Raw genomic sequence first — 24,233 nt, 5'->3', positions numbered from 1 at the left:
TCCCCACAAATGCCACAATAGCTCCATCGCCCCCGCGCCACATCAGGGTTTCAAACATGAAACTCAGTGTTCGGATTTGATGACTAAGCGCTGTGCTTCTTGGGCAACAAAAAACCGGCCCGCCGAAGCGGACCGGTTCTTGCCAAGCCGAGTCTCAATCCCTCGAAACGTCGCTTGGCGCTCCCCCCGGAGTCCTTAAGCGGCGGACGTGCCACCGAAATCGCGCGCAAGCTGCCAAAGTCCTACTGATGGTGCAAGACTTGACTCTTCACGCAGGGGGCGAGTCGGTGCAGGACGATGCGCCCTCGCAACAGATCGCACGTTGGAAACCCAAAAACGTTGAACCCCGAAAATCAGCCTACAGTTTTCTGAGTGCAAAATTGTGGTCAATCGGGCCATTGCGACCTTTTCCAACATGCAAGTGCGAACCCGACGATAACGCGCCCCAAACGAAGCCCTTGGCATCGGCGACAGCCACATCGAGAGGCTTGCCGAGAGCCATACCGGCAGCAATCGCCGCCGATAATGTACAGCCCGTGCCGTGTGTATTGCTTGTGACGATACGTGGTCGACGAAACGACGCATGCGTTTTGCCGTCGAACAACATATCGATCACATCCTCCCCACTCCCATGGCCGCCTTTGAGCAGAACAGCGCCGCAGCCGAACTGCATTAGCGCCTCGGCTTGTGCGCGCATATCAGCCTCGGTCGTCGCTTCCGGACGATCGAGCAAACGGCTGGCCTCGGGAAGGTTGGGCGTGATGAGGCTCGCGCGCGGAAGGAGTGCGTGGCGCACCGCATCAATAGCGTCTGGCTTCAGCAGCACATCGCCGCTGGTCGCCACCATGACCGGATCGACGACGACAGGCGCGGCGCCCATCTCACCCAGAAGCGACGCCACGATCTCGACGGTGGCGACATCTCCGAGCATGCCGGTCTTCATCGCGCCAAGCGAAAGATCCGAGACGACAGACCGGTATTGGGCTGCGATGAAATCCGGAGGGATCGCAAACACACCAGATACGCCGGTCGTGTTCTGCGCCGTCAACGCCGTTATTACGCTGGCGCCGTAAACGCCGAGCGCAGCAAACGTCTTGAGATCGGCCTGAATGCCGGCGCCGCCCGACGGGTCCGAGCCTGCAATCGTCAGTGCAATCGGAGGCGTTTTAGCGCTCATGGCGTCGACAGCTTTCAGTGCGCACCTTGCTTCAAAATCTCGGCACCGAGATCGGCCGGCGTAACGTAGGATTCAATCCTGCCGAGTGCCGGAAAGTTTTCGATCATCCACTGACTGAACCAGTTCTGCGCGCCGAACACGAACAGCAAGCCGGTCACGACGAGCAGCAAGCCCATCACCCGCTCGAGCGTCACGAAGTGCCGCTTGAACTTCTGCATGAAGCCGAGAAACGGCCTGACAGCGACGGCCGCCAAAATAAACGGAACCCCGAGCCCCAGCGAATAGATCAAAAGCAGTTTGACGCCGGTCGCGAGGCTGTTCTCGCTCGCTGCGAGCGTCAGCACGGTTGCGAGCACGGGCCCGATGCACGGCGTCCACCCGAACGCAAACGCAAGCCCCATGATGTACGCGCCGAAGAAGCTTGCCTCCATCTCGGCCGCCGAATAGCGCGCTTCCTTATAGAACGCGTGAATTTTCAAGATGCCAAGGAAGTGCAAGCCGAACAGGATGATGACGACGCCGGCCGCAGTTCCGAGCGCCGCTCGATAGGACAGCAGAACCTGACCGATAGTGCTCGCACCGGCACCGAGGCTGACGAACACCGTCGTGAAGCCAAGCACGAAGAAAACGGCGGACGCGACGACGCGCAACCAGACGCGCCGGTCGATCTTGTCTTCCCCTGTCAGCTGATCGAGGGTCGTGCCGCCGATGTAACCCAGATAAGGGGGCACCAGAGGCAACACACATGGCGAGAGAAAACTTACCAGTCCCGCGAGCGCGACACCGAGGTAGATATGGACATCTGCCAGCATGCTGCCTTCTTTCAAACTGCCCGCGGGCTAATGCACTTTCTCGCGCGTGAGCGCCGCGATGCCGGGCAACTCACGCCCCTCGAGCCATTCGAGGAACGCGCCGCCCGCGGTCGAGACATACGTGAAATCGTCAGTCACACCGGCAGCATTCAAGGCGGCGACCGTATCGCCGCCGCCGGCAACCGACACAAGCTTACCAGCTTTCGTCAATTGCGCGGCAGCGCGCGCCAGCGCGAATGTGCCCTCTCCGAACGGCGAAATTTCGAAAGCACCGAGCGGGCCGTTCCACAGCAGCGTTTTCGACGCTGCAAGCACATCGGTGGTGCGCGCAACGGACTTTGGACCAACATCCAATATCATGGCGTCGAACGGCACCTCGTCGACTGACACCACTTCGTTCGCCGCGCCTTCCTTGAACTCGCGCGCGATGACGGCATCGACCGGCAGAATGATCTCACAACCCTTCTGTTTGGCTTCCGTCATAATATCGCGCGCCGTCGCATGAAATTCGGGTTCGGCTAGCGACTTGCCGACCATCACGCCGGACGCCTGCAAAAACGTATTCGCCATGCCGCCGCCGATGATCAGCTTGTCGACCTTCGCGACGAGATTCGTCAAAACCGGAATTTTAGTCGACACCTTCGCCCCGCCGACCACGGCCGCCGTCGGGCGCTGCGGTATTTCCAGCGCCGTTCTGAGTGCGTTGATTTCTTCCATCAACAGCGGACCTGCGAAAGACGGCAGGAAGTTGGTCAGTCCTTCCGTAGATGCATGAGCGCGATGTGCGCACGAAAAAGCATCGCCCACGAAAATGTCGCCGAGCTTCGCGAGCTCTTCGGCGAATTTCGGATCGTTCTTTTCTTCGCCTTTGTGGAAGCGCAGATTTTCGAGCAGCGCGACGTCACCGTTCTTGAGCGCGCCGACCGTCGCTTGTGCCTGTTCCCCGATACAGTCCGGCCCGAATGCAATCTGCCGCCCCAGAAGCTGCTGCATCGCGTCTGCGATCGGCCGCAGCGACAAGTCCGCTTCCGGTCCGTTCTTCGGCCGTCCGAAATGCGAGATGACGATAACCTTCGCCCCGCGATCAGCCAGCGCCTTCACGCCCGGCAGCACGCGCTCCAGACGCGTCGCATCCGTCACCTTCCCGTCCTTGACCGGAACGTTCAGATCCGCCCGCACGATCACGCGCTTTCCCGCGACGTCGATGCCGTCCGTCGTCTTCAACTTATCGAGGTTCATCAAGACACCACTACGGTTTGCGCTGCGTCTGCGTTTCAGTGCGTCACGAAGTTTTTCCGATCGCCTTGCGCGCAGCCGCTACCACATGCGCCGCGGTAATGCCGAAGTGCTCGTAAAGCTTCGACGCCGGCGCCGAAGCACCAAACCCATGCATGCCGATGAACACATCCGATTTGCGCAGCCATTCGTACCAGCTCTGCGGTACGCCCGCTTCGATCGCAATACGCGGTGCGTCTCCCAAAACTTCGTTCTGGTAGCTTTCGGGCTGGGCGCGGAACAATTCGAACGACGGCATCGAAACCACCGCGGCCTTGATCCCATCCTTCGCCAAAGTAGCAGCGGCTTCGGCAGCGAGACCAACTTCCGAACCGGTTGCAAGAAGCGTCACGTCGCGCGCACCTTCCGTCGGTGTCAGCACATAGGCACCTTTGGCACTAAGGTTCTGATCGCCCTTGGTGCGAAGGTTCGGTACGGCTTGGCGTGAAAGCGCCAGCACCGACGGTGTGTCAGCCGTTACGAGCGCCAACTCCCAGCACTCGGCCGTCTCGATGCCATCGGCCGGACGGAAAACGTGCAAATTCGGAATGACGCGCAGCGCGCTCAAATGCTCGACCGGCTGATGCGTTGGCCCATCCTCGCCGAGGCCGATGGAATCGTGCGTCAGAACGTAGATCACACGCTGCTGCATCAATGCCGAGAGACGGATCGAAGCCCGGCAGTAATCGGAAAAGACGAGGAACGTGCCGCCATAAGGCACGAACGAGCCCGACAGCGCGATGCCGTTCATCGCTGCTGCCATGCCGTGCTCGCGCACGCCATAGTGCATATAGTTGCCCGCGAAGTTGTCGGGCGTAACGGACACATGATGTTTCGTGCGGGTACCATTCGATCCCGAAAGATCCGCAGAGCCGCCGATGATCTCAGGCAGCACCGGAATGAGTCGCTCGATCGTCATCTGCGACCAGACACGCGTCGCGCGCTTGGCGCTGTCGGCCGCGAAATCGTTCTTCGCGGCAATGATCGCATTCGCAACGGTGGCCTTGAGATCGCGACCCGAGACCAGCGCCTTCGTCGCGTCATCCGCTTTGGCTTCGCGCTTCGTCCAGTCGTCACGCATCTTCGCATGGCGGCTTCCGACAGCACGCCACGCCGACAAGATGTGTTCAGGGATTTCGAAAGCCTCGTATGGCCAGCCAAGCTGCGCGCGCGTGGCCTTGATCTCATCCGCACCCAGTGCTTCGCCGTGCGCCGACGATTTTCCAGCTTTGTTCGGCGAGCCATAGCCGATCTGCGTCTTGCACGCGATCAACCACGGCTTCGAAGGATCGGCCCTCGCCGTCTTGATCGCTGCTGAAATCGCCGCCACGTCATGACCGTCAACGCGGATCGTATTCCAGCCGGACGCCTCGAAGCGCTTCACCTCGCTGTCCGACACCGCAAGGCTCGTCGCGCCGTCAATGGTGATCGAGTTGTCGTCCCAGAACACGATCAGCTTGCCGAGCTTCAAATGCCCGGCCAGCGAGATTGCTTCCTGGCTGATGCCTTCCATCAGGCAGCCGTCACCGGCAATGACATAAGTGTGGTAATCGACAAGATCTGAGCCGACACGCGCCGCGAGCAGCTTCTCCGAAATCGCCATTCCAACCGCATTGGCGATGCCTTGGCCCAGCGGCCCCGTCGTCGTCTCAATGCCTGGTGCATGACCATATTCCGGATGGCCCGCCGTCTTCGATCCGAACTGCCGGAAATTCTTGATCTCCTCGATCGTCATTTCCGGATAGCCGGTAAGATAGAGGAGCGAATAAAGAAGCATCGAACCGTGACCAGCCGAGAGAACGAAACGATCCCGGTTGGGCCACTGTGGCGCGCTGGCGTCGAACTTCAGCGCTTCGGTGAAGAGGACCGTGGCAACGTCCGCCATCCCCATCGGCATGCCCGGATGCCCCGAATTGGCAGCCTGAACCGCATCCATCGAGAGCGCGCGGATGGCGTTAGCCATATCCTTGAGGCTCGGCGTTGAGGATGTCTCCGCCACGACTTGAGCTTTGCTCATTATCTTACTTAAGTCCGTTCCGCTAAGCGCCGCTGGCGCGCTGTAAAGTGGTGGGACATTTACCGGGGGATTGCAGCGGCGTCTACCGCGCGCGCAAGGGTAGCGCACGGCAAAAAACAGGGCGTTTCAGGCCTCGCCGCCCCGCGACGGACCAAGTGTCACGCTCAGGACGCGATACCGCCCGCCTTGACCTTGCTCTCCCGCTGGCCCTTGGCGTCGCGTTGGGCCTTCTCAGCCTGCGCCAGCTTGGCCTCCTCGACCTCGTCTTCGCGGAAGAGCTTTTCGAGCATAGCCTGAGACGTCCGAGCCCGTTCCAAGAGCTTCTCGACATCGGTCGCAAGCTTGTAATCCTCGTTCAGACGCCGCTCGTCATGGTCGCGAAACGTCTGCACGGTGCGGTTCGCCACACGCTCTGAATACCCGAGACCAAGCATCAGCGTCCTCGTGAGATCGAGAGATGCCAGAAACGTCTCGCGCCGCATCGCAGCAACGCCGAGATCGAGCAGCCTGTAGGCATGCATGCGATCGCGCGCCCGCGCATAGATCGGCACATGCGGATAATGCGTCTTGACGATTTCCGCCGCACGCATCGACGCTTCCACGTCGTCGATAGCCAACACAAAGGCTTTCGCCTTGTCAGTTTGCGCAGCCTCCAGAACCTCCGGTCGACTTGCATCGCCATAGAAGGCCTTGTTGCCGAACCGTTTGACGAAATCCACCTGCTCGACACTGATGTCCAGCGCCGTAAACGGCACGCCTTTGGCGCGCAACACGCGGGCCACGATCTGGCCGAACCGGCCGAAGCCGGCAATCACCACATGCCCATCGTTGTCAGGCAGCGGATCGAATGCCCGCATCTCGACCTTCGACTTCTTCGAAAATAGCCGATCGACGCCCAGCAACAGCGGTGTCATCGCCATCGACAGCGTTACGATGACCGCCATGATCTGCGACGACCCACTGCCTAGCACACCCGCCGCTTGTCCCACCGACAGCAAAACGAATGCGAATTCACCGCCTTGCGAAAGCGCGAACGCAAGCCGTCGCGCCGGTCCCGACTCAAGCCCCTGCCAGCGTCCGAGCAGATACAGAATGACCGACTTGACCACGATCAGGGTGAGAGTTGCCGATATGATCAGTGCCGGCGCCGAAATCAGCAGCCCGAGATTGAGCGACATGCCGATCGCGGTGAAGAAGATGCCAAGCAGCAAGCCCTCGAACGGCGCAATGTCGGCTTCAAGCTCATGTCGATAGCTGCTCTCTGCGAGCAGCGCGCCAGCGATGAAAGCGCCAAGAGAGGCTGAAAGCCCCACAGCTTCCATGATCAGCGTAATGCCGACGACCGTCAGCAGCGCTGCAGCGGTCATCGCTTCCTTGACGCGCGACAGGGCCACGAGGCGCAGCAACGCATCGAGAACATAACGACCTACGACCACGACCAGAACGATCGTCCCCAAGCCCTTCGCGAGCGCAAAATAATCGATCCCAGTATGGGTCTTGACTGCCGACACGGCGAAGTACGGCGCCAAAGCGATCAGCGGAATGGCCGCGATATCCTGAAACAACAGGATGGAGAACCCTAAACGGCCGTGCCGGGTCGAGAGCTCGCCGTTCTCTTCCATCACCTGAAGCGCGAATGCCGTCGAAGACAGCGCCAGCGCCGTCCCAGCAAACAGCGACGGCTGCCATTCGCTGCCGAGGAAGAAAATGCCGACGCAAGCCAGCGCAAGGCCTGTAATGGCGACCTGCAGCGTTCCGAGCCCGAAAATGGCCTGACGCATGGCCCATAGTCGCCGCGGACGAAGCTCCAGACCGATTAGGAAAAGCAATAGAACGACGCCGAATTCGGCGAAGTGCAGAACCTGCTCGGCGTCCTGCACGGAAAACATGCGCCCAATTCCGTAAGGACCGAGAATGACGCCGGCAACCAAATAGCCAAGCACAGCAGCTATACCGAGCCACCGTGCAAGCGGAGCAGCAAGCGCCAACGCGGCCAACAAGACTGCCAGTTCATTCAGTGTCACATCGTCCCCCGTTGTCGCGGCGCCCTCGCACGCTCAAGGCAATTTAAGCAGAGATCTCCAATACGCCACCCCGCACCGTTGTATGACAACCCAAATCTGGACCACCAATGAACGTGGACTGACTGACGCGCGCAGAATTTCACGTCTTGTCTCGCAGCAGGTGCGACACAGTGAAGTCAATGGATTATTGGCTATCGCCGAAGGAAATCTGCCGGTGATGAATCCAGAGATTTCAATCCGAAATTCTAAGGCAGCGGGTGCGCATCGACGACGAGGCCACCGATCTCTTGCCAACCGTCAGTACCATCGCGAAACCATGAGACATTGGTATAACCAAAGCTCAGCGCCCGTTTCGCGGCATTCCAGCTCATCCAGCAGTTTCGGAGACAGAAAAAGACCAGCGGTTTTGCCTTGTCCCCGGCTGTGAGCTTTTCCAGATTGTGCTTGAAATAATTCTCATACCCGGACGACAGCGCCCCATAGCCGACGTTCGGCAGCCAGACCGCATTTTCGATGGTCATGTGCGTAGTCTCCCGCCAGATCGTACCGGGCGGCAGCCCTGCGGGCTTCGGCGGATGCGGATAAACGTCGATAAACACCGCGTGGCCCTCGGACCAGACTTTCATGGCCTGGCTGCTTGATAGGACCGTAGCGCCCTTCAGCGTCAACGGCACCGGCGACCGATATTTGTCGGTGCGATAGCTATTCGGTTCGGGCGGCGGCGGGCCGACGGGCGACGGCCCGGAAACGTCTTCGGCCAACGCGCGATCAACGGAGACGAGGGCAAGGCAGCCTAACGTACTTGATGCCGCGATCACCGCCGCCAGAAACTTTGGCAAGGCCGATTTCAGCGGCATCCGCGGATCTCCAATGGCAGCCCAAAGAATAGGCCCCGCACCGTCGCCAAACGATGAGCGGGGCCGATATCACTAATGCGTTTTTGCTTAGGGCGTAGCAGCCGCTGGTGCAGGTGTCGTCGCGGCCGCATTCGACGGCGCCGGCAGATCGGTTTCCGACTGTCGCGGCTTGGTGACCATCTCGGTCGATGTATCATCATCGACAAGCAATGGCACGCCGTAGTCGAGCAGCACCTTGTCGATGTCGGCGCGACGCTTGCGGATTACCTCATTGAGTCGCCGCTTCCAGTTGTCGTCTCCGTTACGCACACCCATCGTGATGCGGAACGCGATACGTGCAGCTCCGTTGTCTTTGACGAGGGGAACGACAACCAGCGGCTCACCGTCGCGCTTCGCCCAATAGGCTGCCATCGGTCCCCACAGAATACCGGCTGCAATGTCACCCTTACGGATATCATTCATCATGTCTTCAGCCGGGTTTTCATAGCGGCGATCGACGATCATCGGATAGCCGTGGACGTTGGCCATCAGTCCGTATTTCGCTGCGAGCGTAGCGCCGGCCGAGCCCTGCTGCATGCCGATGCGCTTACCCTGAAGGCGCGGATCGCTGAGCGATTCAACGCCGTCGAGGCCGGTCCCTTTCTTGTAAATGAGCGCCGAGGTCGAACGATAAATGGCGTTGGTGTTGAGCACCATGTCGTCGCCTTGTCCCCACCCGATCACCAGATCGCAGCGCTTGGCGTTGAGCGTCATGCGAACGAAGCCGGTTGCCTTAGGGAACCACGTATAAACGACAGGAAGTTTCAGTTCGTCGCCGATAATGTTTGCGATCTTGTTTTCGAAGCCTTCGCCTTTCTGGTTCGAAAAGGGAAGATCGGCCGGGTCGGCGCAAACGCGAAGCTCTTTGCGATTGACGAGATCGGCCTTGGGAGTTTCAGCGGCCTGCGCCGCGCCTGCGAATGCAAAGATCATAGACACGGTCGTCGCGATCACTCCGAGCGCCAAAGTCGGCGCTGAGAAGTTCGAAATCTTGAGCGCTTGTTTCCTCACGTGAGTAACCTTTTTGTTATGGCGGCGTGAACGTCGCGGCCCTTGATATGGACTGGGGGCACGTCGCGCTTGCGACCCGCCCCCGATCCATTGAATGCCGATAGTCCTGGGCTGCATCACGCGACACCGACGCGCGAGGCAGGCTTCTCATATGAGAAGGTCGGGAAAAACTTCCAGACCTCAGCCGGTGCAGTCGTCGGCAGCTTTCTTGGCTTCCGGCGAGATGTCTTCACGGCCATTCGGGCGACCCGGAGGGAGACCAGTCTTCGGATCGGTTGCGTAGTAGGAACGGGCTTTGATGTAGGTATAGATATCGTCGATGTAGCACATGATGTTCTTATCTTCGCCGAACGACGGCATGACGAACTCTGTGCCACCGCGGTTCACCTTTCGGCCACTCGAAACGGTCGCAATGAAGGTGTTATAATCCATCGTCTTCAGCGAATCGGCGAGAGCCGGAGCGAACGTGCTGCCTAGCGCGTTCGGACCGTGGCAAACGTGGCAGGCGTCGTGATAGCGACGGAAGCCGTTCCAGGTACCCCAGTCCACCATGTAGTCTTTCGTCACGACCGGCATAGGATCGCCGTCTTTGTTGCGATAACGGCCGTCTTCGAATTTGATGCCATCCTTCTTCGCCAGTTCACTGACAGGGTTCGGATAGACGGCATCGCCATCGGGCTTGCGCGAGCCCGGAGGCGGGGCGTTCGGATCGTCCGGATTGGGAGCGGCATCTTCCGCAACTTGCATCAGCTTCGCAGCGGGAGCCGCCGCGTGTGCTTCGTCAGTCTTCGTCTGCTCCTTCGCAGCGGCAGCGCCTGCAGCCCCGAACGTCATCAATGCGACTGCAAGTGTCTTAATCAACTTGTTCACGAGGATCCTCTTCTCCTGGATTGAATTGCGTGGGTCGCCACCGCCCATTGGTCTTTTTTTATAGAGCCCTTTTTCCGAACGGACCCCTTGTTGCTGTCCGATAGAACAGTGCGCAGGATAAATACCTGCGCAAACTTGCCTGTTAGACTATTACAAATTGTCGCCCTCGTAGCAGATTGTGCCATTTTCTTGAAAGATGTTTTTTCGGCCACTGCATTAATTCGGCGCAATTTTCACGGCAAAGAGCCGGCACGGGTTGCCCCGCACCGGCTCCTGTATGTCTAGGCTCGAGCCTATGGGAGAGCGAACACGGTGAGCGAGCCACCGAGGTTCGTGTACTCCGAGAGGCCAGCGTAGCCACCAACGGCACCGAGACCGTCGGTCGGGTTCGTCAAGCCCGCAGCGAGACCGATACCGGCCCAGCCACCAACGCCCGAGAACACGGCTACGTACTGCTTGCCACCCTGCTCATATGTCATGGCGTTGCCGATGATGCCCGACGGCGTCTTGAACTTGAACAGTTCCTTGCCGGTCTTCTGGTCGACGGCTTTGAAGTAGCCTTCGAGCGTGCCGTAGAAGGCAACGCCGCCGGCTGTCGTCAGAGCACCTGACCACACCGAGAACTGCTCAGGCTTCGACCAGACGATCTTACCCTTCGTTGCGTCCCAAGCGATGAAGTTACCCATACGCTCCGGCTTATCCGGGCCAGGGAACATCGAAAGCGTGGCGCCGACGTAAGGCTGACCAGCCGTGTACGAGACCTTGAACGGTTCGTAGTCCATGCAGACGTGGTTCGTCGGCACGTAGAACAGCTTGGTCAGAGGCGAGAACGCCGCTGGCTGCTGGTCCTTAGAACCGAGAGCCGCAGGGCAGATGCCCTTTGTGTTGAAGTCCGCGCCGTTCTTGAACGTCGAGTACTTCGCCACACGGATCGGACGGCCATAGTTCGGGCTCGACTTGTCGAGATCGATGCCGGTCGCCCAGTTGACGATCGGATCATACTTCTCGGCAACGAGCGGTTCACCCGTCACGCGATCCCAGGTATAGCCGAAGCCGTTACGGTCGAAGTGAACCGCAACCTTGCGCTCCTGACCCTTGATGTCGAGGGTGGCCAGGATCGGCTCGTTGATGCCGTCATAGTCCCACTCGTCGAACGGTGTCATCTGGTAGGCCCACTTGGCGATACCGGTGTCGACGTCGCGAGCGAACATCGTCATCGACCACTTCTGGTCGATCGGCTTGCCATCCGGTCCCGCACGCTGAGCGGGGTTCCAGGTCGAGGGGTTACCCGTTCCGTAGTAGATCAGGTTGAGGTCCGGATCGAAGGCCATGTAGCCCCAGGTCGAACCGCCGCCGATCTTCCACTGATCGCCGTTCCAGGTCTTCAGAGAAGAATCCTTGCCGACCGGCTTGCCGAGCGACATGGTCTTCTCCGGATCGACGAGGATGTCGGAGTCAGGACCCATCGAGTAGGCGCGCCACACCTTTTTACCGGTGTTGATGTCGTAGGCGGTGACGTGGCAGCGAACGCCGAATTCAGCGCCCGAGATACCGATGATCACCTTGTCCTTCGTGACGAGCGGAGCACCCGTGCCCGTTTCGCCCTTCTTCGGATCGCCGTCAACGACCTTCCACAGTTCCTTACCCGTCTTCGCGTCGAGAGCGACGAGAGCGGTATCGGCCTGATGGAGGAAGATCTTGCCTTCGGCATACTGCACGCCACGGTTGACCGTGTCGCAGCACATGACGGGGATAACGGACGGATCCTGCTTAGGCGTGTACTTCCAGATGATCTTCTGCTCGTCAGCGAGGTTCAGAGCATAGACGATGTTCGGGAACGCCGAGTGAAGGTACATCACGTCGCCGATCACGAGCGGGCCGCCTTCATGGCCGCGAAGAACGCCCGTCGAGAACGTCCAAGCCACTTTCAGCTGACCGACGTTTTCGGTCGTGATCTGGTCCAGCTTTGAGTAGCGGGTACCAGCATAGTCACCGGACTGAATTGCCCAGTTGTTCGGATCGCTGGACAACTTGATCACATTCTCGTTCGCCCATGCGGACGCCGAGAATGCGGCAGTTGCCAACAAACCGCATGCGAATGCACTTTTGCGCATCGCGCTTCCTCCGTTTAAGACAAATGTCTTGCCACGCTTGCAAGTCGATCCCGCGAACTGCCGATATCTCCCAAATCCGATCTCAGGTTTTGCGGGATTTTTTCCCGTCTTTGCCCGGCCGGAGCAGGAGTTCTTCACGAAACCGTGTAGAAACCGGTAGTCCGCGTGAACGGGGGGCATGTAGACACTTTTTTTTTCAAGCCGCAACACGAAGTGCGACGATCATTCTCGTGCGGCAAATTAGGACAACCCTTCTGACCCAAAAAACCCCTGTGTTTATGGGGGAAAATTGCGTCGCAGCAAAAATGGTGCGCTGCACGTCTAATTGTTCCCGAATGTGAAAATCGCGGCGTCCGATCACACAAACTCGCGCTTTCGTGAAGGGCGTAAATTCAAATGCCGCGGAAAGAGGCGCATACTAGGAGCTGTAATCAATTGGCTCGCATGCATGACCGATTATCCCTTCATCGTTGGAAAACCTTCCCGAAAAGACTTTCTCCGAGGCGCTGCGCTGACAGCACTGCTGCCACTCCTGCCCCAGATCTCGCGCGCCGAGGCTGAACGGATCGGAGTTCTTGAAATCGCTCCAGGAATTTTCGTTCACGTCGGCAAATACCAGCTCGTGAACAAGGCCAACCGGGGCGACATTTCCAATCCGTGTTGTATCGTCGGCTCGGAGGCGGCTGCCGTCATCGACACCAGTGGATCATTCGCTATGGGAAGCGATCTCCACGCCGCCATCAAGCAGATCACGGACAAGCCCATTCGCTACGTGATCAACACGCACATGCATCCCGATCACGTGATGGGCAATGCCGCCTTCAAGGCGCCGAACCTGGAATTCGTGGGCCATTACAAGCTTCCCGCCGCACTTTACGCGCGTAAGGAAAGCTATCTGGCGAATGCCCGCGAGCGCCTCGGCGAAGCCGCTTTTAAAGGCACCGAAATCATCCCGCCGACGGTGCTCGTCAAAGACACTCTCGAACTCGACCTTGGCAGGCGTGTCCTGACGCTCAAGACCCGGCCGACAGCTCACACCGACAATGACTTGACGATCCACGACCAACCGACCGGGACGTTCTTTTTAGGCGATCTCTTGTTCTCGGGGCACATTCCGACGCTCGATGGCTCGATCGTCGGCTGGCTCAAGCTCATTCCCGAACTGATGCAGGAAAAGGCCGAGCGCGCCGTCCCAGGCCATGGGCCAAAGTCCATGACTTGGCCTGACGCCATCCTGCCCGTGCAGCGCTACCTGACAGTCTTGGCAACCGACGTCCGCAAGATGATCAAGGACGGAAAAACGCTCGAACAGGCCGTCGCGACTGCGGCTCAGTCCGAGCGCGATAAATGGGCCCTTTTCGACGAGCACAATCCGCGCAACGTCACAGCGGCCTACACCGAGCTTGAGTGGGAATAAAAGACGATGCCGTGCCCGGCGGCCGGTTCCCCTTTGGGGCGTCGCCGGGCACAAACATCAAAAGCAGCGCAATTCGCCTTCAACCTGCGCGCGGCGCAGGTTTTTGACCTTTTCCTGGAATTCCGGCGCGTGGGTCCACGCGACGTTCTCGCCACCCTTCAGGCCGACGGAGATGAGCGTCTCGGCTTCTTCATACTGCGCATAAGGCAGAATGTTTGCGATCTCGTCGATCGAGCACGAGCACTTTTCGAGCATCGGCCGCGTCTGGCCATTTACGGCCATACACGCGTAAACATAGTCGGCGCGCGCAACAGTCGGATAGTCGTTGGCCGGCAATTCCTGCGCCCACAAATGCGTCGTGAAACCTGGAACGAGAATCGCCGCAATCGCGAGAAAACCGCTCGCGCCGGCATTCACAAGACGGCTTTTCATTTGACGTCTCCTACACCATCAAGGGTCAACGTCTCTTTGAGCGAAGGACCTTTTTTGTCGTTGTTCGTATAGTCCGAAACCATCTTCGCAAAATAGCCCGGGATCTTGTCCGATAGCGCAATCGTGAATACTGAGCCCTCGAAGCCGTTCATCCGTGCCTTCGCCGGATCGTTGATATAGGGCGTGAGGCTCACGCGATAACCATCGATGGCTTGCCCTTTGTAGTCGATCTTTACCGGCGCAATCTTCGCGTCCTGCGCCAAGCTCTTCTTGAACATGTTCTTGAGATAGGCGCCGTCGCCACCGGCAAGAAGCCTGAAATGCGCCACCGCATCGTCGAGATAGACGACGAGCATCGGATTGCCGTCCATGTCGGTGATTTCTTGCGGATCTCTCGCGCGGTCACCCGAATAGATCTGCAGCCGAACGTTCTTTTTGCCCGGTGCGCCATCGCTCTCGACCGTCAGCGTAATGTTATCGGAAAAGCCGGGCCCCAAGGCCTTTGGATCCGATGGCGTGCGCTCGAACTTGTAGACGAGGTTCGTACCCGGCGCGACGGACGCAATGTGAGGCCGTTCGAACAGAATGTCGGCCGGCTTTGGAGTTTCCTCCGCCGATAGGCTGGCCGACGCCATGCACATTACCGCAAGAGCTGCCAGACCGGCATAACGGAATGAAAACTTTGACATAAAGGGCGATCCTCCTAGATCGTCTAGGTAATTTTTCCCGGCTATTTAGCGGGACATGGATCGCTTGAACAGAGATTGAGAGAAATCTGCCAAACACCGCAGGGCCGCTTGCCGGGTTGCAAAACATCCTGAAAGTTGCCGGAAGAACGGCAACTCACAACTTACAAGCCGGTAACCCTGCAAAATTTAACGAAGAAACTTACCGAAGGCGCGCGGCCCGTCAGCGACGGCTGCCCTCCCCGTAACGGCGAGCTTCACGGGATCGATACGAAGCAAAACGTCTTCGCCCCAGCATGAGACGTAAACATTTTTTTCGCCGGGATCGGCTTCAATCCCTTCCGCATGATCGCACGTGTCGATCCGCTTGACCGGAGCGAGCGTTGCCAGATCGAAAACCGTAACCGTCCCTCCGTATTGGTCCGTAACGAACCCTTTCCCCTGCGCGAGCGCCACAGCATAAGGACGGCGTCCTGTCTTGACGCTGCCAACGACTTTCCGCGCTGCAATATCAATGACGGTTGCGTCGTCGCTCTTCACGTTCGCGGTATAGGCACGCTCGCCACGCGCGTCGATCGTAATGCCGAAAGGACGCTTGCCGACCGGAATTGATGCCAGCACCTTACGGCTCGCAACATCAACAATCGAAATTGCATCGCTGTCGCGATCCGCAGACAGGAGCAATTTTCCGTCGGGCGTCACGGCGAGGCCGGAGGGCGAGTCACCGACCCTGATCTCCCCAACCACGGTCAGGCTCTGCGTATCGATGATGCGAACTTTGTGCGTATACCAGTCGGCGACGTACACCTCCGGCCGCATCGGATTGGCTGCGATCCCGAGGGGCCCGCCGTCAAGGAAAAGCCGCCGCTGCACCTTGCGCGCAACGGCATCGACCTCGATCAGCTCCTTGCTGTCGGGCGCAGTGATGTAAGCCGTCGCCTTATCGGGAGAAAGCGCGATGCCGGCAGGCTTGCCGGTCACAGTCAGCCGCGCCGTTTCCTTCATCGTATCGAGATCGACAAAGGACAGCGTATCGGACGTCTGATCCGTCAACAGTGCTTCGTGCGCCGACGCAGGCAAGGCCATCGCGCATACCGCGATCAGGCCTTGCCCAAGCTTCAAAAGGCGCAATTTATGTGCGTTTTTACGCACTCAGCCGCCGCTCTCGACCTTCTTCTTCAGGTCCTGGAGACCTTGCTTGTAGAGGTCAGTCACGGCCTTGAGCGCCACTTCGTCCGTCAGGTTCGGCGGCGGATCGTTCAGCATGTAGCCGCGATAGAAACCACCCCACCACGTCACTGTCGACTTATCGGCGCCGTCAGCTTCAACCGTAATGTGCGAGGAGTAATCGTTGACGGGTAGAACCTTCACATCGACCTTCGTGATCTCGTAGGCGTACATGTGATCTTCCGGGTTGTACTTGTCGAGCATCTCTTCGACCGTACCACCGTTCTTGAGTGTGAGTGTACGCGTGGCGTTAACTTCGTTGCCGCCCTTGCCTTCGGTCTTGGCGACGATACCAAGCCAGCTCATGTCCTGGAAGTTACCGACAACTTTCCAGACTTTGTCGACGGGCGCGTTGATCTCAATTGTTTCCGTAACCTTCTGGCGGCTCGGACCATGTGCCCAAGCTGCCCCAGCGAGCGAGAGCGGCGCGAGTCCGACGATCGTTGCGGCGATCACCAAGCGTTTCAGCATACATTTCCTCCGGAGATTTCTGGTGTGGGACCCAGCCCTGAGCCCGACAACGAGCGGGCGGACATTATGCGTGTTCAGCATCGACGGAAAGACGGCAAAATGTGTCGCATTCGATCTGCCCCTTCGCTGTGCTTGACCGTTAGCGTCGCGTTGTTTTACCTGCGCCGGCGTACTTTGGTCGAATCCCGCGGCCGAGAGGCTCTGGGTCCATGAGGAGCTCGATTTGGAATCCGAAAAGTCGAGGAACGGCGCGAACCACTTTGAGAACGTCCCCTGCCCGTTTTGTGGCATCCTTTGCGATGATCTCGATATCGGCCCTTCCGGTGATGGACTGAAAGTCCTCAAGAACGGCTGCGTAAAATCTGTTGCTGGTTTCGAGCGGCCGCTCAGCGAGCCGAAACCGCAGATCGATGGCAAGGACGTTACGCTCGACGAAGCCGTCGCTGCCGCTGCCCGCCTCATCAATGAGAGCCGTCTGCCGATCTTCGGCGGCCTTGGCACCGACGTCGACGGCATTCGCGCGGCCATTGCCCTAGCTGAAAAAGGCGGCGGCATCGTCGATCATGCGCTGAGCGATGGACAATATCGCAATTTCCGTGTGCTCCAGTCGACGGGCTGGGTTTTGACGACGCTGACGGAAGCCCGCAACCGCGCCGATCTCTTCATCGTTGCGGGCAGCGATATCCATCAGCATCACCCGCGCTTCTTCGAGCGCATCGTGTGCAACGAAGCCTCGATGTTTGCTGACGATCCGCCGAAGCGGACAGTCGTGTTCCTTGGCGATCAGCTCGACCAGTCCGCAGTAAAAGGCAAACGCATCGGCGAAGTTCTGTCGCTGCCCGTTCAGCCCGATCGTATCGCCGAAATTCTCGACGCTATGCGCGCCATGAACAAGGGCGGCACCGTCTCGGGCGATAGCATCGGTGGTCTGCCGCGCGCCGCCGTCGAAGATCTCCTCGCGCGTTGTAAAGCAGCGAGCTACGGTGTTATCATCTGGGCGCCGCCGAGCTTGACCTTCCCGAATGCTGATCTCACCGTCCAGGCGATCTCCGAGTTTGTCAAAGAGATCAACCTGACCTCGCGGTTCGCCGGCCTCTCCCTTGGCGGCCATGACGGCGCAACGTCCGCCGGCGCGGTATGCAGCTGGCAGTCAGGCTTCCCGCTGCGCATATCATATGCGTCCGGAAAACCCGACTATGACCCCGAGCGCTATTCGGCAAACCGTTTGCTCGCGGCGAAAGAAGGCGATCTGCTGTTGTGGCTCTCGTCGTTCTCGTCGAACATTACGGAGCCAGAGACGGACGTCCCGACGATCTTCCTCGGCGCACCTGGCATCAAGCCGTCGCGCACACCGAAGGTCTATATTCCGGTGGGCACGCCGGGCGTCGATCACGCCGGCACAATGGTGCGCGTCGACAATGTCGTCTCACTGCCGTTGAGACAACTTCGCCAGTCGACGCTTCCGCGCGCGGCTGACGTCCTCGAAAAAATTGAAGCTGCCCTCTAGGCACAATTCCGAGATCGCGAATGCTCATCAAGCTCACCGGCGGCAAAGTCTACGACCCCGCGAATGGGGTCGACGGCGAGGTCCGCGATATCTTCATCGAGGATGGCCGCATCGTCTCCCCGGATCCGAATGCCAAGGTCGCGCATGAATACGCGCTCCACGGCAGAGTGATCATGGCCGGCGGCATCGACCCACACTCGCACATCGGCGGCGGCAAGATGACGATCGCCCGCATGATGCTGCCCGAAGATCATATGCACGACACCGTTGCACGCACGGATCTGACGCGCGCGGGCGTCGGCCATGCCGTCCCGTCGACGATGCTGACCGGCTATCGCTACGCCGAAATGGGCTACACCGCCGCGTTCGAACCGGCGATGCTGCCCGCCAACGCCCGCCAGGCGCACATGGAGATGGCCGACACGTCGATCATCGACAAGGGCGCCTTCGTCATGCTTGGCTCGGATGACTTCTTCCTGCGCCAGGTCGCAGGCAAGAAAGACTTCTCCGCAATCAAGGATTATATCGCCTGGACAATGCACGCGGCACAAGCGATCGCCGTCAAGGTCGTCAATCCGGGCGGCATCAGCGCCTTCAAGTTCAATCAGCGCAAGCTCGACCTGAACGAGAAGCACGTCTACTACGGCGTCACCCCGCGGGATATCATCGTCACGTTGGCGCGCGGCCTGAAGGAACTCGGCGTCGTCCATCCGCTGCACGTTCACGGCTGCAACCTGGGCGTACCAGGCGGCTATGAAACGACGCTTGAGACGATCAAGGGCGCGGAAGGCCTGCCGATCCATCTCACGCACATTCAGTTCCACAGTTACGGAACCGAAGGCGATCTGAAGTTCTCATCGGCGGCGGCCCCCATCGCGGAAGCAATCAACGACAATCCGAACGTCTCGTGCGACGTCGGTCAGGTCATGTTCGGCCAGACGTGCACGGCTTCCGGCGACTCGATGCGCCAGTTCGTGACCTCGCGTTCTGCAAGCCCGAAGAAGTGGGTCGTGATGGATATCGAGTGCGACGCCGGTTGCGGTGTCGTACCGTTCAAGTATCGCGACAAGAGCTTCGTCAACGCGCTGCAGTGGGCGATCGGTCTGGAGCTGTTCCTGCTGGTCAACGATCCGTGGCGTCTCTTCCTCACGACCGACCATCCGAACGGCGGCCCATTCACCTGGTATCCGCACCTCATCCGCTTGCTGATGGACAAAGCCTTCCGCAACGACATGATGCAGAAGATCAACCCGGACGCGCTGAAGTATTCGACGCTGGCCTCGCTCGATCGCGAATATTCGCTCTACGAGATCGCGATCATGACGCGCGCCGGCCCGGCACGCAGCCTCGGCCTGAAGGATCGCGGTCACCTCGGCGTCGGCGCCTGGGCCGACATCACGGTCTATGATGACAATCCGGATCGCGAAGCAATGTTCACGACACCCGAATTGCTGTTCAAGAACGGCGAACTCATCGTGCGCAACGGCAAGATCATCAAGGTCGTCAACGGTGCAACGCACGTCGCGCGGCCGTCGTACGATCCCTCGATCGAAAAATCTCTCAAACCTTACTTCGAAGATTATCACACGATCCGCATGGATAATTTCCGCCTCTCCGATGACGAGATTATCAACGGTGGCCGCGGCTCGCTGATCATCCAACCGACCGGGGCGCGCGTAGCATGAGCAAGACCGTTAACGGTATCTCGATCGACGATACGTTCGCCGAAGCCTTCGGCATGAGCGGCACCGGGATCATCATCACCGCCGACTCGATGAAGTGGGCGAAAATAGCGGCGACGGTTGCGACAGGCTTCGGCACCTCCGTTATCGGCGCCGGCGCTGAATGCGGTATCGACAAGGAACTGTCGGAGGACGAAACGCCTGATGGTCGTCCCGGCGTTCGCATTCTGATCTTCGGATTTTCGCCTGATGCCCTGCTCCCGCAGGTCCGCAATCGTATCGGCCAGTGCGTGCTGACGAGCCCCGGCTCGGCTTGCTATGCGGGCCTCAAGGCCGAAAAGACGATGCCTCTCGGAAAAGGCACGCGTTTATTCGGCGACGGCTATCAGACGGCTAAAAAACTCGGCGATAGCCGCTACTGGCGCGTACCCGTCATGGACGGTGAGTTTATCATCGAGGAAGACACTGGCGTCACGACGGATGCTGTGGGCGGCGGCAACATGTTGATCGTCGGCCGCGACCGCAAAGGCCTTCTCGAAACGGCAGAACACGCCGTCGAAGAGATCGCCAAGATCGACGACGTCATCACGCCGTTCCCCGGCGGCATAGTTCGTTCCGGCTCGAAGGTCGGTGCGAAATACGCCGGCATGCACGCCTCGACTAACGACGCGTTCTGCCCGACCCTGCGCGGCACGGTCAAACACAGTGAGCTATCACCTGATACCCTCGCCGTGCTCGAAATCGTCATCGACGGTCTGACGTCCAAAGCCGTCGCCGACGCCATGCATGCAGGTCTCAAAGCCGTGACGGATGTCGGCGCCAGCCGCGGCGTTACGCGGATCACCGCCGGCAATTACGGCGGCAAGCTCGGACAGCATCATTATCATCTGAAGGATCTGATCTGATGAGCGGCCTCACGCTGCGCTTCAAGGCGCCCGCGACGGAGCGGATCACTCTCGACGGCATCACGCCATCTAAGCTCGCTGCGCTATCGGCACACGAGATCGGCAAGCTAAATGTCGGCATCGAAAAGGGCGGCGTCGCCCTAGGTGACGCATTCGATATTTCCGGCAGCGCCGGCGACACCTTGACCATCGAAGGCGCAACGTCGGAGATTGATTTCGTCGGCGGTGGCCTCGATAGCGGCACGATCCGCGTCATCGGCAATATCGGGTCGTTCGCTGCGCGCCTGATGACCGGCGGCAAGATCGAAGTTCGCGGCAATGTCGGTGACTATCTGGCGTCGGGTTCCACCGGCGGCATGATCCTCGTTTCCGGCAACGCCGGAGACAATCTTGGCGGCGTCGCGACCGGCGATCGTTTCGGCATGCTCGGCGGTACCGTTGTCATCGAAGGCAACATTGGCGCCCGCGCCGGAGACAAGATGCGTCGTGGCATTATCGTCGTCAAAGGCAAGACCGGCCCTGGCGCCGGTTCGCGTATGATCGGCGGCACCATGTGGGCGGAAGGCGGCTTCGGTGCCGAACCCGGTCTTATGATGCGCCGCGGCACACTGATCGGCCCGAGCGTCGAAAGCCTGCTGCCGACGTTCGTCGATTGCGGCAAACACGATCTCGTGATCTTGCGCGTCATCGCCCGCTATCTGAAGGAAACGCTTGGCCATCTCGCGCCTAAGCCCATGCCCTTGTTTGTCCAGAAGATTGGCGGTGACACCGCCACGATTGGACGGGGCGAAATCCTATTGCCTGCGGCTTAGCGGCCGGCCTTTGCGGTTGCCGACATAAGAAACGGATTCCCGGTGCGTAGCGTCTCAGTATGATGACGCTTCAACGACGCATCGCCCGGGAAACCTCGCCATGATCGCCCTCATTTTGTCGGCTTGCTTGACGAACGATCCAAACGTCTGCCGCGACTATAAAATCCCGATTGATGCGGACGTCGACGCAAGAACGTGCATGGCGCATGCCCAGCCACAGTTCGCCCGATGGTCTGCAGATCATCCCGGCTGGACTGTTAAACGTTGGCATTGCGGTCCGACCAGCGAAGATAAAATCTGAGCTATCAAGCGGCCTGATTGTCAGCCTTCTCGATTATCGGCCTGACGTGGCGATCGAATACTTTTGCGAAGCCACGCTGCTGACTTCGATGACGAACTTCTGCCGGATCGCCCGCTCGAAATCACCGTAACCCAGCGCCGGCAGAACGAAACTGCTCGGACCGCCCATAACATGCTCGCGATACCATTGTTCGAGCGGCGGCTTCCCCCCGGGAACGGCTTTCGGCAGCAGTGCTGAATCCTCGGGCGTGTCGAGCAAGATCGGCAATCCGTTGATCGTCACGCCATTGCTGACGAGTTCGTTGCGGACTTTATCGATCGGCTCCTCGGCATTGCAATTGTCGGGGCCGTCGCCCGAAACGTCGATGATGATGCGCGAGGCCTTCGCGGGAATCTGCGGCACGATCTTGTCGTTCGCAGATCGCAGCATCCGCGTCATGCAGGTGAATTCCCCGCCCTGCTGCGGCAGGGATCGCACGCGCTTCGCCGCAGCCAATGCGTCAGCCTTGTTCGCAATCCTGATCCACGGAATGACGAACGACGGCGTGTCGGCCCACGTCACCATGGAAAACAGAATGCCGCCCGCCGAACCGCCGGTAATGGCATCGATGACGCCGGGATCTTCCAGCGCCTTCGCAATACCTTCCATCTGCAGCTTATAGCGGCCTTCGTCGACGGAGTTCGATACGTCGACAGACACAACCAGCGCCGTATCGACCGGCGGCCCTTCTTGCGCGTTGGCAGACGTCACAGCGAAGCCAACACCGGCGACAATAGCCAAGATCGCTGCGATGGTCGCTCGTCCCTGTCCGACAAAATTAAAAATGCGAGGCTCCTGCAGGCGCAAGCGCGGCGCGAACGCCGAATTCCTACCAAGCTAGCAAACAGGCATGATTGCGCAAGCCATCTGCGCCAGTCGTAATACTCGCGCTTGCTACGCGCCATTTCTTCACTGAAGAGGCATCCTTGTGCATCGCCACATATTTTCTCCGTCGCGCGAGAGAGCTCGGACTAGGCCAAAAGGTCGATAAGGCTCACGACGAAACGCTAGTAAGCGTTCCTGCCCGTCAGCAATGAAATCGGCGTCATCGCGATGATGTAAAGATCGAGAAGCACCGACCAATGGTCGATGTAATAGAGGTCGTGCTCGACGCGCCGGACAAGCTTCTCGTGGGTATCGGTTTCCCCACGCCAGCCGTTGATCTGCGCCCAGCCGGTGACACCCGGCTTCATGCGGTGGCGCGCGAAATAGCCCCGCACGACATTTTCGTAGAGATCTCGCTCCGCGCGGGCGCCCGTTGCATGCGGCCGCGGTCCAACGAGAGACATCTGCCCTTGCACTACGTTGATGAGCTGCGGAAGCTCATCGAGACTCGTGCGCCGAATGATCCGGCCGACACGAGTGACACGCGGATCATCGCGCGTAACGAGCTTGCTCGCCGTGGCGTCCTGCTGATCGACATACATCGAGCGGAACTTCAGGACTTCGATCAGCTCATTGTTGAAGCCATATCGCTTCTGCCGGAAGAAAATCGGTCCGCGGCTTTCGAGACGGATCGCAATCGCGACGATCGCCATGATTGGCGACGCCAGAATCAATAGCAGCGAACCGATCAGCCGATCTTCGACCGCCTTGAGCATATGATCCCAGTCGCCGAGCGGCTTGTCCATCGCCGCCAGCATCGGCACCTGACCGATGAAGCTATAGGCTCGCGAGTTGATCCGGAGCTTTGAATTCAGCGCCGAGATCCGTACATCGACTTGCAATGCAAAAAGCTTGTCGAGAATCTGCATCAAACGCTCTTCGGCGCGCGCCGGCACCGTAACGATCAAGAGATCGACACTCGACTTGCGGCAGAAGTCTGCCAGGTCTTCGAATGTCCCGAGCCGCGCGACACCTCCGAAGTCGCCGGCTGAGCGATCATCTTGCCGGTCGTCGAAGATGCCCAGAATGCACAAGTGATTGTTCGGGTCGTTGTTCAACTCGCGGATAAGATGCTCCGCATCCTTACCGCCGCCAACTATGACCGTCCGACGGACCAGGACGCCCGCGCGTGTCAACCGACGAGCCACCAACGCCGCAACGAAACGCACGAAACACAAAAGGATGGCCGACAGCTCCATCCATCCACCGACGTCCTCCGGCGACACCGACGTCTCGCCCGCAAGAAAAATCACGCCCGATACCGCGAGAGAGACGACGGCAACGGAAATCAGAACCTTCCAGACTTGCTGCACAAACTTGCGGAGAGATGGAATTGTATATGACCACTGCACGCGCAGCGCGGCAATGAACAACCCAGCCACAAAGACCGTCGCCCAGAAGCTGCGCCACGTGGGCGTGAAAGATTCATGAAGTAGTAAGTTGACCAGCGGCCAAGCGGCCATCACCGACAGGGCGTCGGCGCATGCGACGGCGAATAGCAATTTTGGCCGTGAGGCGTTGCCACGGCGGTCGAAAAACAGCGACCTCAGCCGAGGCGCCCACTCCGACACGTGAGCCGAAGCATCCTTCTCGAAAATGGATCGGGCTCGACCCGTTTCCTCAATCATTGCGCAAACCGCGTACCCGCCAACTGCCAAAATGGGCATACGCGC

General features: G+C 59.3%; 20 protein-coding genes. 5 read left to right on the top strand and 15 right to left on the bottom strand.

Annotation, left to right across the window (positions count from 1 at the left end):
* Positions 1 to 358 precede the first annotated feature (358 nt).
* The 9 genes from thiD to RLW41_RS20010 form a co-directional block, all read right to left on the bottom strand.
* Positions 359 to 1,177, bottom strand: a complete 819-nt coding sequence (thiD, locus tag RLW41_RS20050; protein ID WP_409559808.1) for a bifunctional hydroxymethylpyrimidine kinase/phosphomethylpyrimidine kinase — start codon at positions 1,175 to 1,177, stop codon at positions 359 to 361.
* A 14-nt stretch (positions 1,178 to 1,191) separates the two neighbouring features.
* On the bottom strand, positions 1,192 to 1,989 hold the full coding sequence (locus tag RLW41_RS20045) for a cytochrome c biogenesis CcdA family protein (RefSeq protein WP_013947529.1): 798 nt from the start codon (positions 1,987 to 1,989) through the stop codon (positions 1,192 to 1,194).
* A 27-nt stretch (positions 1,990 to 2,016) separates the two neighbouring features.
* The gene (locus RLW41_RS20040; RefSeq protein WP_414462623.1) at positions 2,017 to 3,228 is read right to left on the bottom strand and encodes a phosphoglycerate kinase; all 1,212 of its coding nucleotides are present in this window, start codon (positions 3,226 to 3,228) and stop codon (positions 2,017 to 2,019) included.
* A gap of 43 nt (positions 3,229 to 3,271) precedes the next feature.
* Positions 3,272 to 5,281 carry a transketolase gene (gene tkt, locus RLW41_RS20035; RefSeq protein WP_414462622.1) on the bottom strand — a complete coding sequence of 670 codons (2,010 nt, stop codon included), beginning with the start codon at positions 5,279 to 5,281 and terminating at the stop codon, positions 3,272 to 3,274.
* A 164-nt stretch (positions 5,282 to 5,445) separates the two neighbouring features.
* The gene (locus RLW41_RS20030; RefSeq protein WP_414462621.1) at positions 5,446 to 7,305 is read right to left on the bottom strand and encodes a monovalent cation:proton antiporter-2 (CPA2) family protein; all 1,860 of its coding nucleotides are present in this window, start codon (positions 7,303 to 7,305) and stop codon (positions 5,446 to 5,448) included.
* A gap of 245 nt (positions 7,306 to 7,550) precedes the next feature.
* Positions 7,551 to 8,162 (bottom strand): PQQ-dependent catabolism-associated CXXCW motif protein, encoded by a 612-nt coding sequence (locus RLW41_RS20025; RefSeq protein WP_409559804.1) that lies wholly within the window; start codon positions 8,160 to 8,162, stop codon positions 7,551 to 7,553.
* 87 nt (positions 8,163 to 8,249) lie between these two features.
* Positions 8,250 to 9,212, bottom strand: a complete 963-nt coding sequence (locus tag RLW41_RS20020) for a substrate-binding domain-containing protein (RefSeq protein ID WP_414462620.1) — start codon at positions 9,210 to 9,212, stop codon at positions 8,250 to 8,252.
* A gap of 180 nt (positions 9,213 to 9,392) precedes the next feature.
* Positions 9,393 to 10,082, bottom strand: a complete 690-nt coding sequence (locus RLW41_RS20015) for a c-type cytochrome, methanol metabolism-related (protein WP_409559802.1) — start codon at positions 10,080 to 10,082, stop codon at positions 9,393 to 9,395.
* A gap of 293 nt (positions 10,083 to 10,375) precedes the next feature.
* Positions 10,376 to 12,196 (bottom strand): methanol/ethanol family PQQ-dependent dehydrogenase, encoded by a 1,821-nt coding sequence (locus tag RLW41_RS20010; protein ID WP_409559801.1) that lies wholly within the window; start codon positions 12,194 to 12,196, stop codon positions 10,376 to 10,378.
* Between the two features lie 448 nt (positions 12,197 to 12,644).
* Here RLW41_RS20010 and RLW41_RS20005 point away from each other — a divergent pair, with 448 nt between their 5' ends.
* Complete coding sequence (locus tag RLW41_RS20005) at positions 12,645 to 13,613, top strand: quinoprotein relay system zinc metallohydrolase 2 (protein WP_414462619.1); 969 nt, start codon at positions 12,645 to 12,647, stop codon at positions 13,611 to 13,613.
* 57 nt (positions 13,614 to 13,670) lie between these two features.
* Here the strand turns inward: RLW41_RS20005 and RLW41_RS20000 are convergent, their stop codons facing one another.
* From RLW41_RS20000 to RLW41_RS19985, 4 genes are all read right to left on the bottom strand, one after another.
* Positions 13,671 to 14,045, bottom strand: a complete 375-nt coding sequence (locus RLW41_RS20000; RefSeq protein WP_409559799.1) for a hypothetical protein — start codon at positions 14,043 to 14,045, stop codon at positions 13,671 to 13,673.
* Positions 14,042 to 14,734: a hypothetical protein gene (locus RLW41_RS19995; RefSeq protein ID WP_414462618.1), complete on the bottom strand. Its 693-nt coding sequence runs from the start codon at positions 14,732 to 14,734 to the stop codon at positions 14,042 to 14,044. Before RLW41_RS19995 ends, RLW41_RS20000 begins: the two co-directional genes overlap by 4 nt.
* A gap of 186 nt (positions 14,735 to 14,920) precedes the next feature.
* Positions 14,921 to 15,883, bottom strand: coding sequence for a beta-propeller fold lactonase family protein (locus tag RLW41_RS19990; protein ID WP_409559797.1), 963 nt, complete (start codon positions 15,881 to 15,883; stop codon positions 14,921 to 14,923).
* A complete protein-coding gene (locus RLW41_RS19985) occupies positions 15,884 to 16,429 on the bottom strand; it encodes an SRPBCC family protein (RefSeq protein ID WP_013947515.1) in 546 nt (181 codons plus the stop codon). It abuts the gene before it with no gap.
* Positions 16,430 to 16,652: 223 nt separating this feature from the next.
* On the opposite strand from RLW41_RS19985, the gene RLW41_RS19980 reads away from it, so the two are divergent.
* From RLW41_RS19980 to RLW41_RS19965, 4 genes are read left to right on the top strand one after another with little or no spacing between them, the layout of a single operon-like run.
* Positions 16,653 to 17,936 (top strand): formylmethanofuran dehydrogenase, encoded by a 1,284-nt coding sequence (locus RLW41_RS19980; protein ID WP_414462617.1) that lies wholly within the window; start codon positions 16,653 to 16,655, stop codon positions 17,934 to 17,936.
* Between the two features lie 20 nt (positions 17,937 to 17,956).
* The gene (locus tag RLW41_RS19975; RefSeq protein WP_409559795.1) at positions 17,957 to 19,621 is read left to right on the top strand and encodes a formylmethanofuran dehydrogenase subunit A; all 1,665 of its coding nucleotides are present in this window, start codon (positions 17,957 to 17,959) and stop codon (positions 19,619 to 19,621) included.
* Positions 19,618 to 20,523, top strand: a complete 906-nt coding sequence (gene fhcD, locus RLW41_RS19970) for a formylmethanofuran--tetrahydromethanopterin N-formyltransferase (RefSeq protein WP_409559794.1) — start codon at positions 19,618 to 19,620, stop codon at positions 20,521 to 20,523. Before RLW41_RS19975 ends, fhcD begins: the two co-directional genes overlap by 4 nt.
* On the top strand, positions 20,523 to 21,335 hold the full coding sequence (locus RLW41_RS19965; RefSeq protein WP_414462616.1) for a formylmethanofuran dehydrogenase subunit C: 813 nt from the start codon (positions 20,523 to 20,525) through the stop codon (positions 21,333 to 21,335). Before fhcD ends, RLW41_RS19965 begins: the two co-directional genes overlap by 1 nt.
* 334 nt (positions 21,336 to 21,669) lie before the next feature.
* Here RLW41_RS19965 and RLW41_RS19960 read toward each other — a convergent pair whose 3' ends face one another.
* Both RLW41_RS19960 and RLW41_RS19955 read right to left on the bottom strand, forming a co-directional pair.
* A complete protein-coding gene (locus RLW41_RS19960) occupies positions 21,670 to 22,416 on the bottom strand; it encodes a DUF1194 domain-containing protein (protein ID WP_414462615.1) in 747 nt (248 codons plus the stop codon).
* 266 nt (positions 22,417 to 22,682) lie between these two features.
* Positions 22,683 to 24,188, bottom strand: coding sequence for an undecaprenyl-phosphate glucose phosphotransferase (locus RLW41_RS19955; RefSeq protein WP_409559791.1), 1,506 nt, complete (start codon positions 24,186 to 24,188; stop codon positions 22,683 to 22,685).
* Between the last annotated feature and the right edge of the window lie 45 nt (positions 24,189 to 24,233).

This window comes from Hyphomicrobium sp. DY-1 (assembly GCF_047497105.1).
Lineage (GTDB): Bacteria > Pseudomonadota > Alphaproteobacteria > Rhizobiales > Hyphomicrobiaceae > Hyphomicrobium_B.
This window is presented reverse-complemented; position numbering and strand designations above follow the sequence as displayed.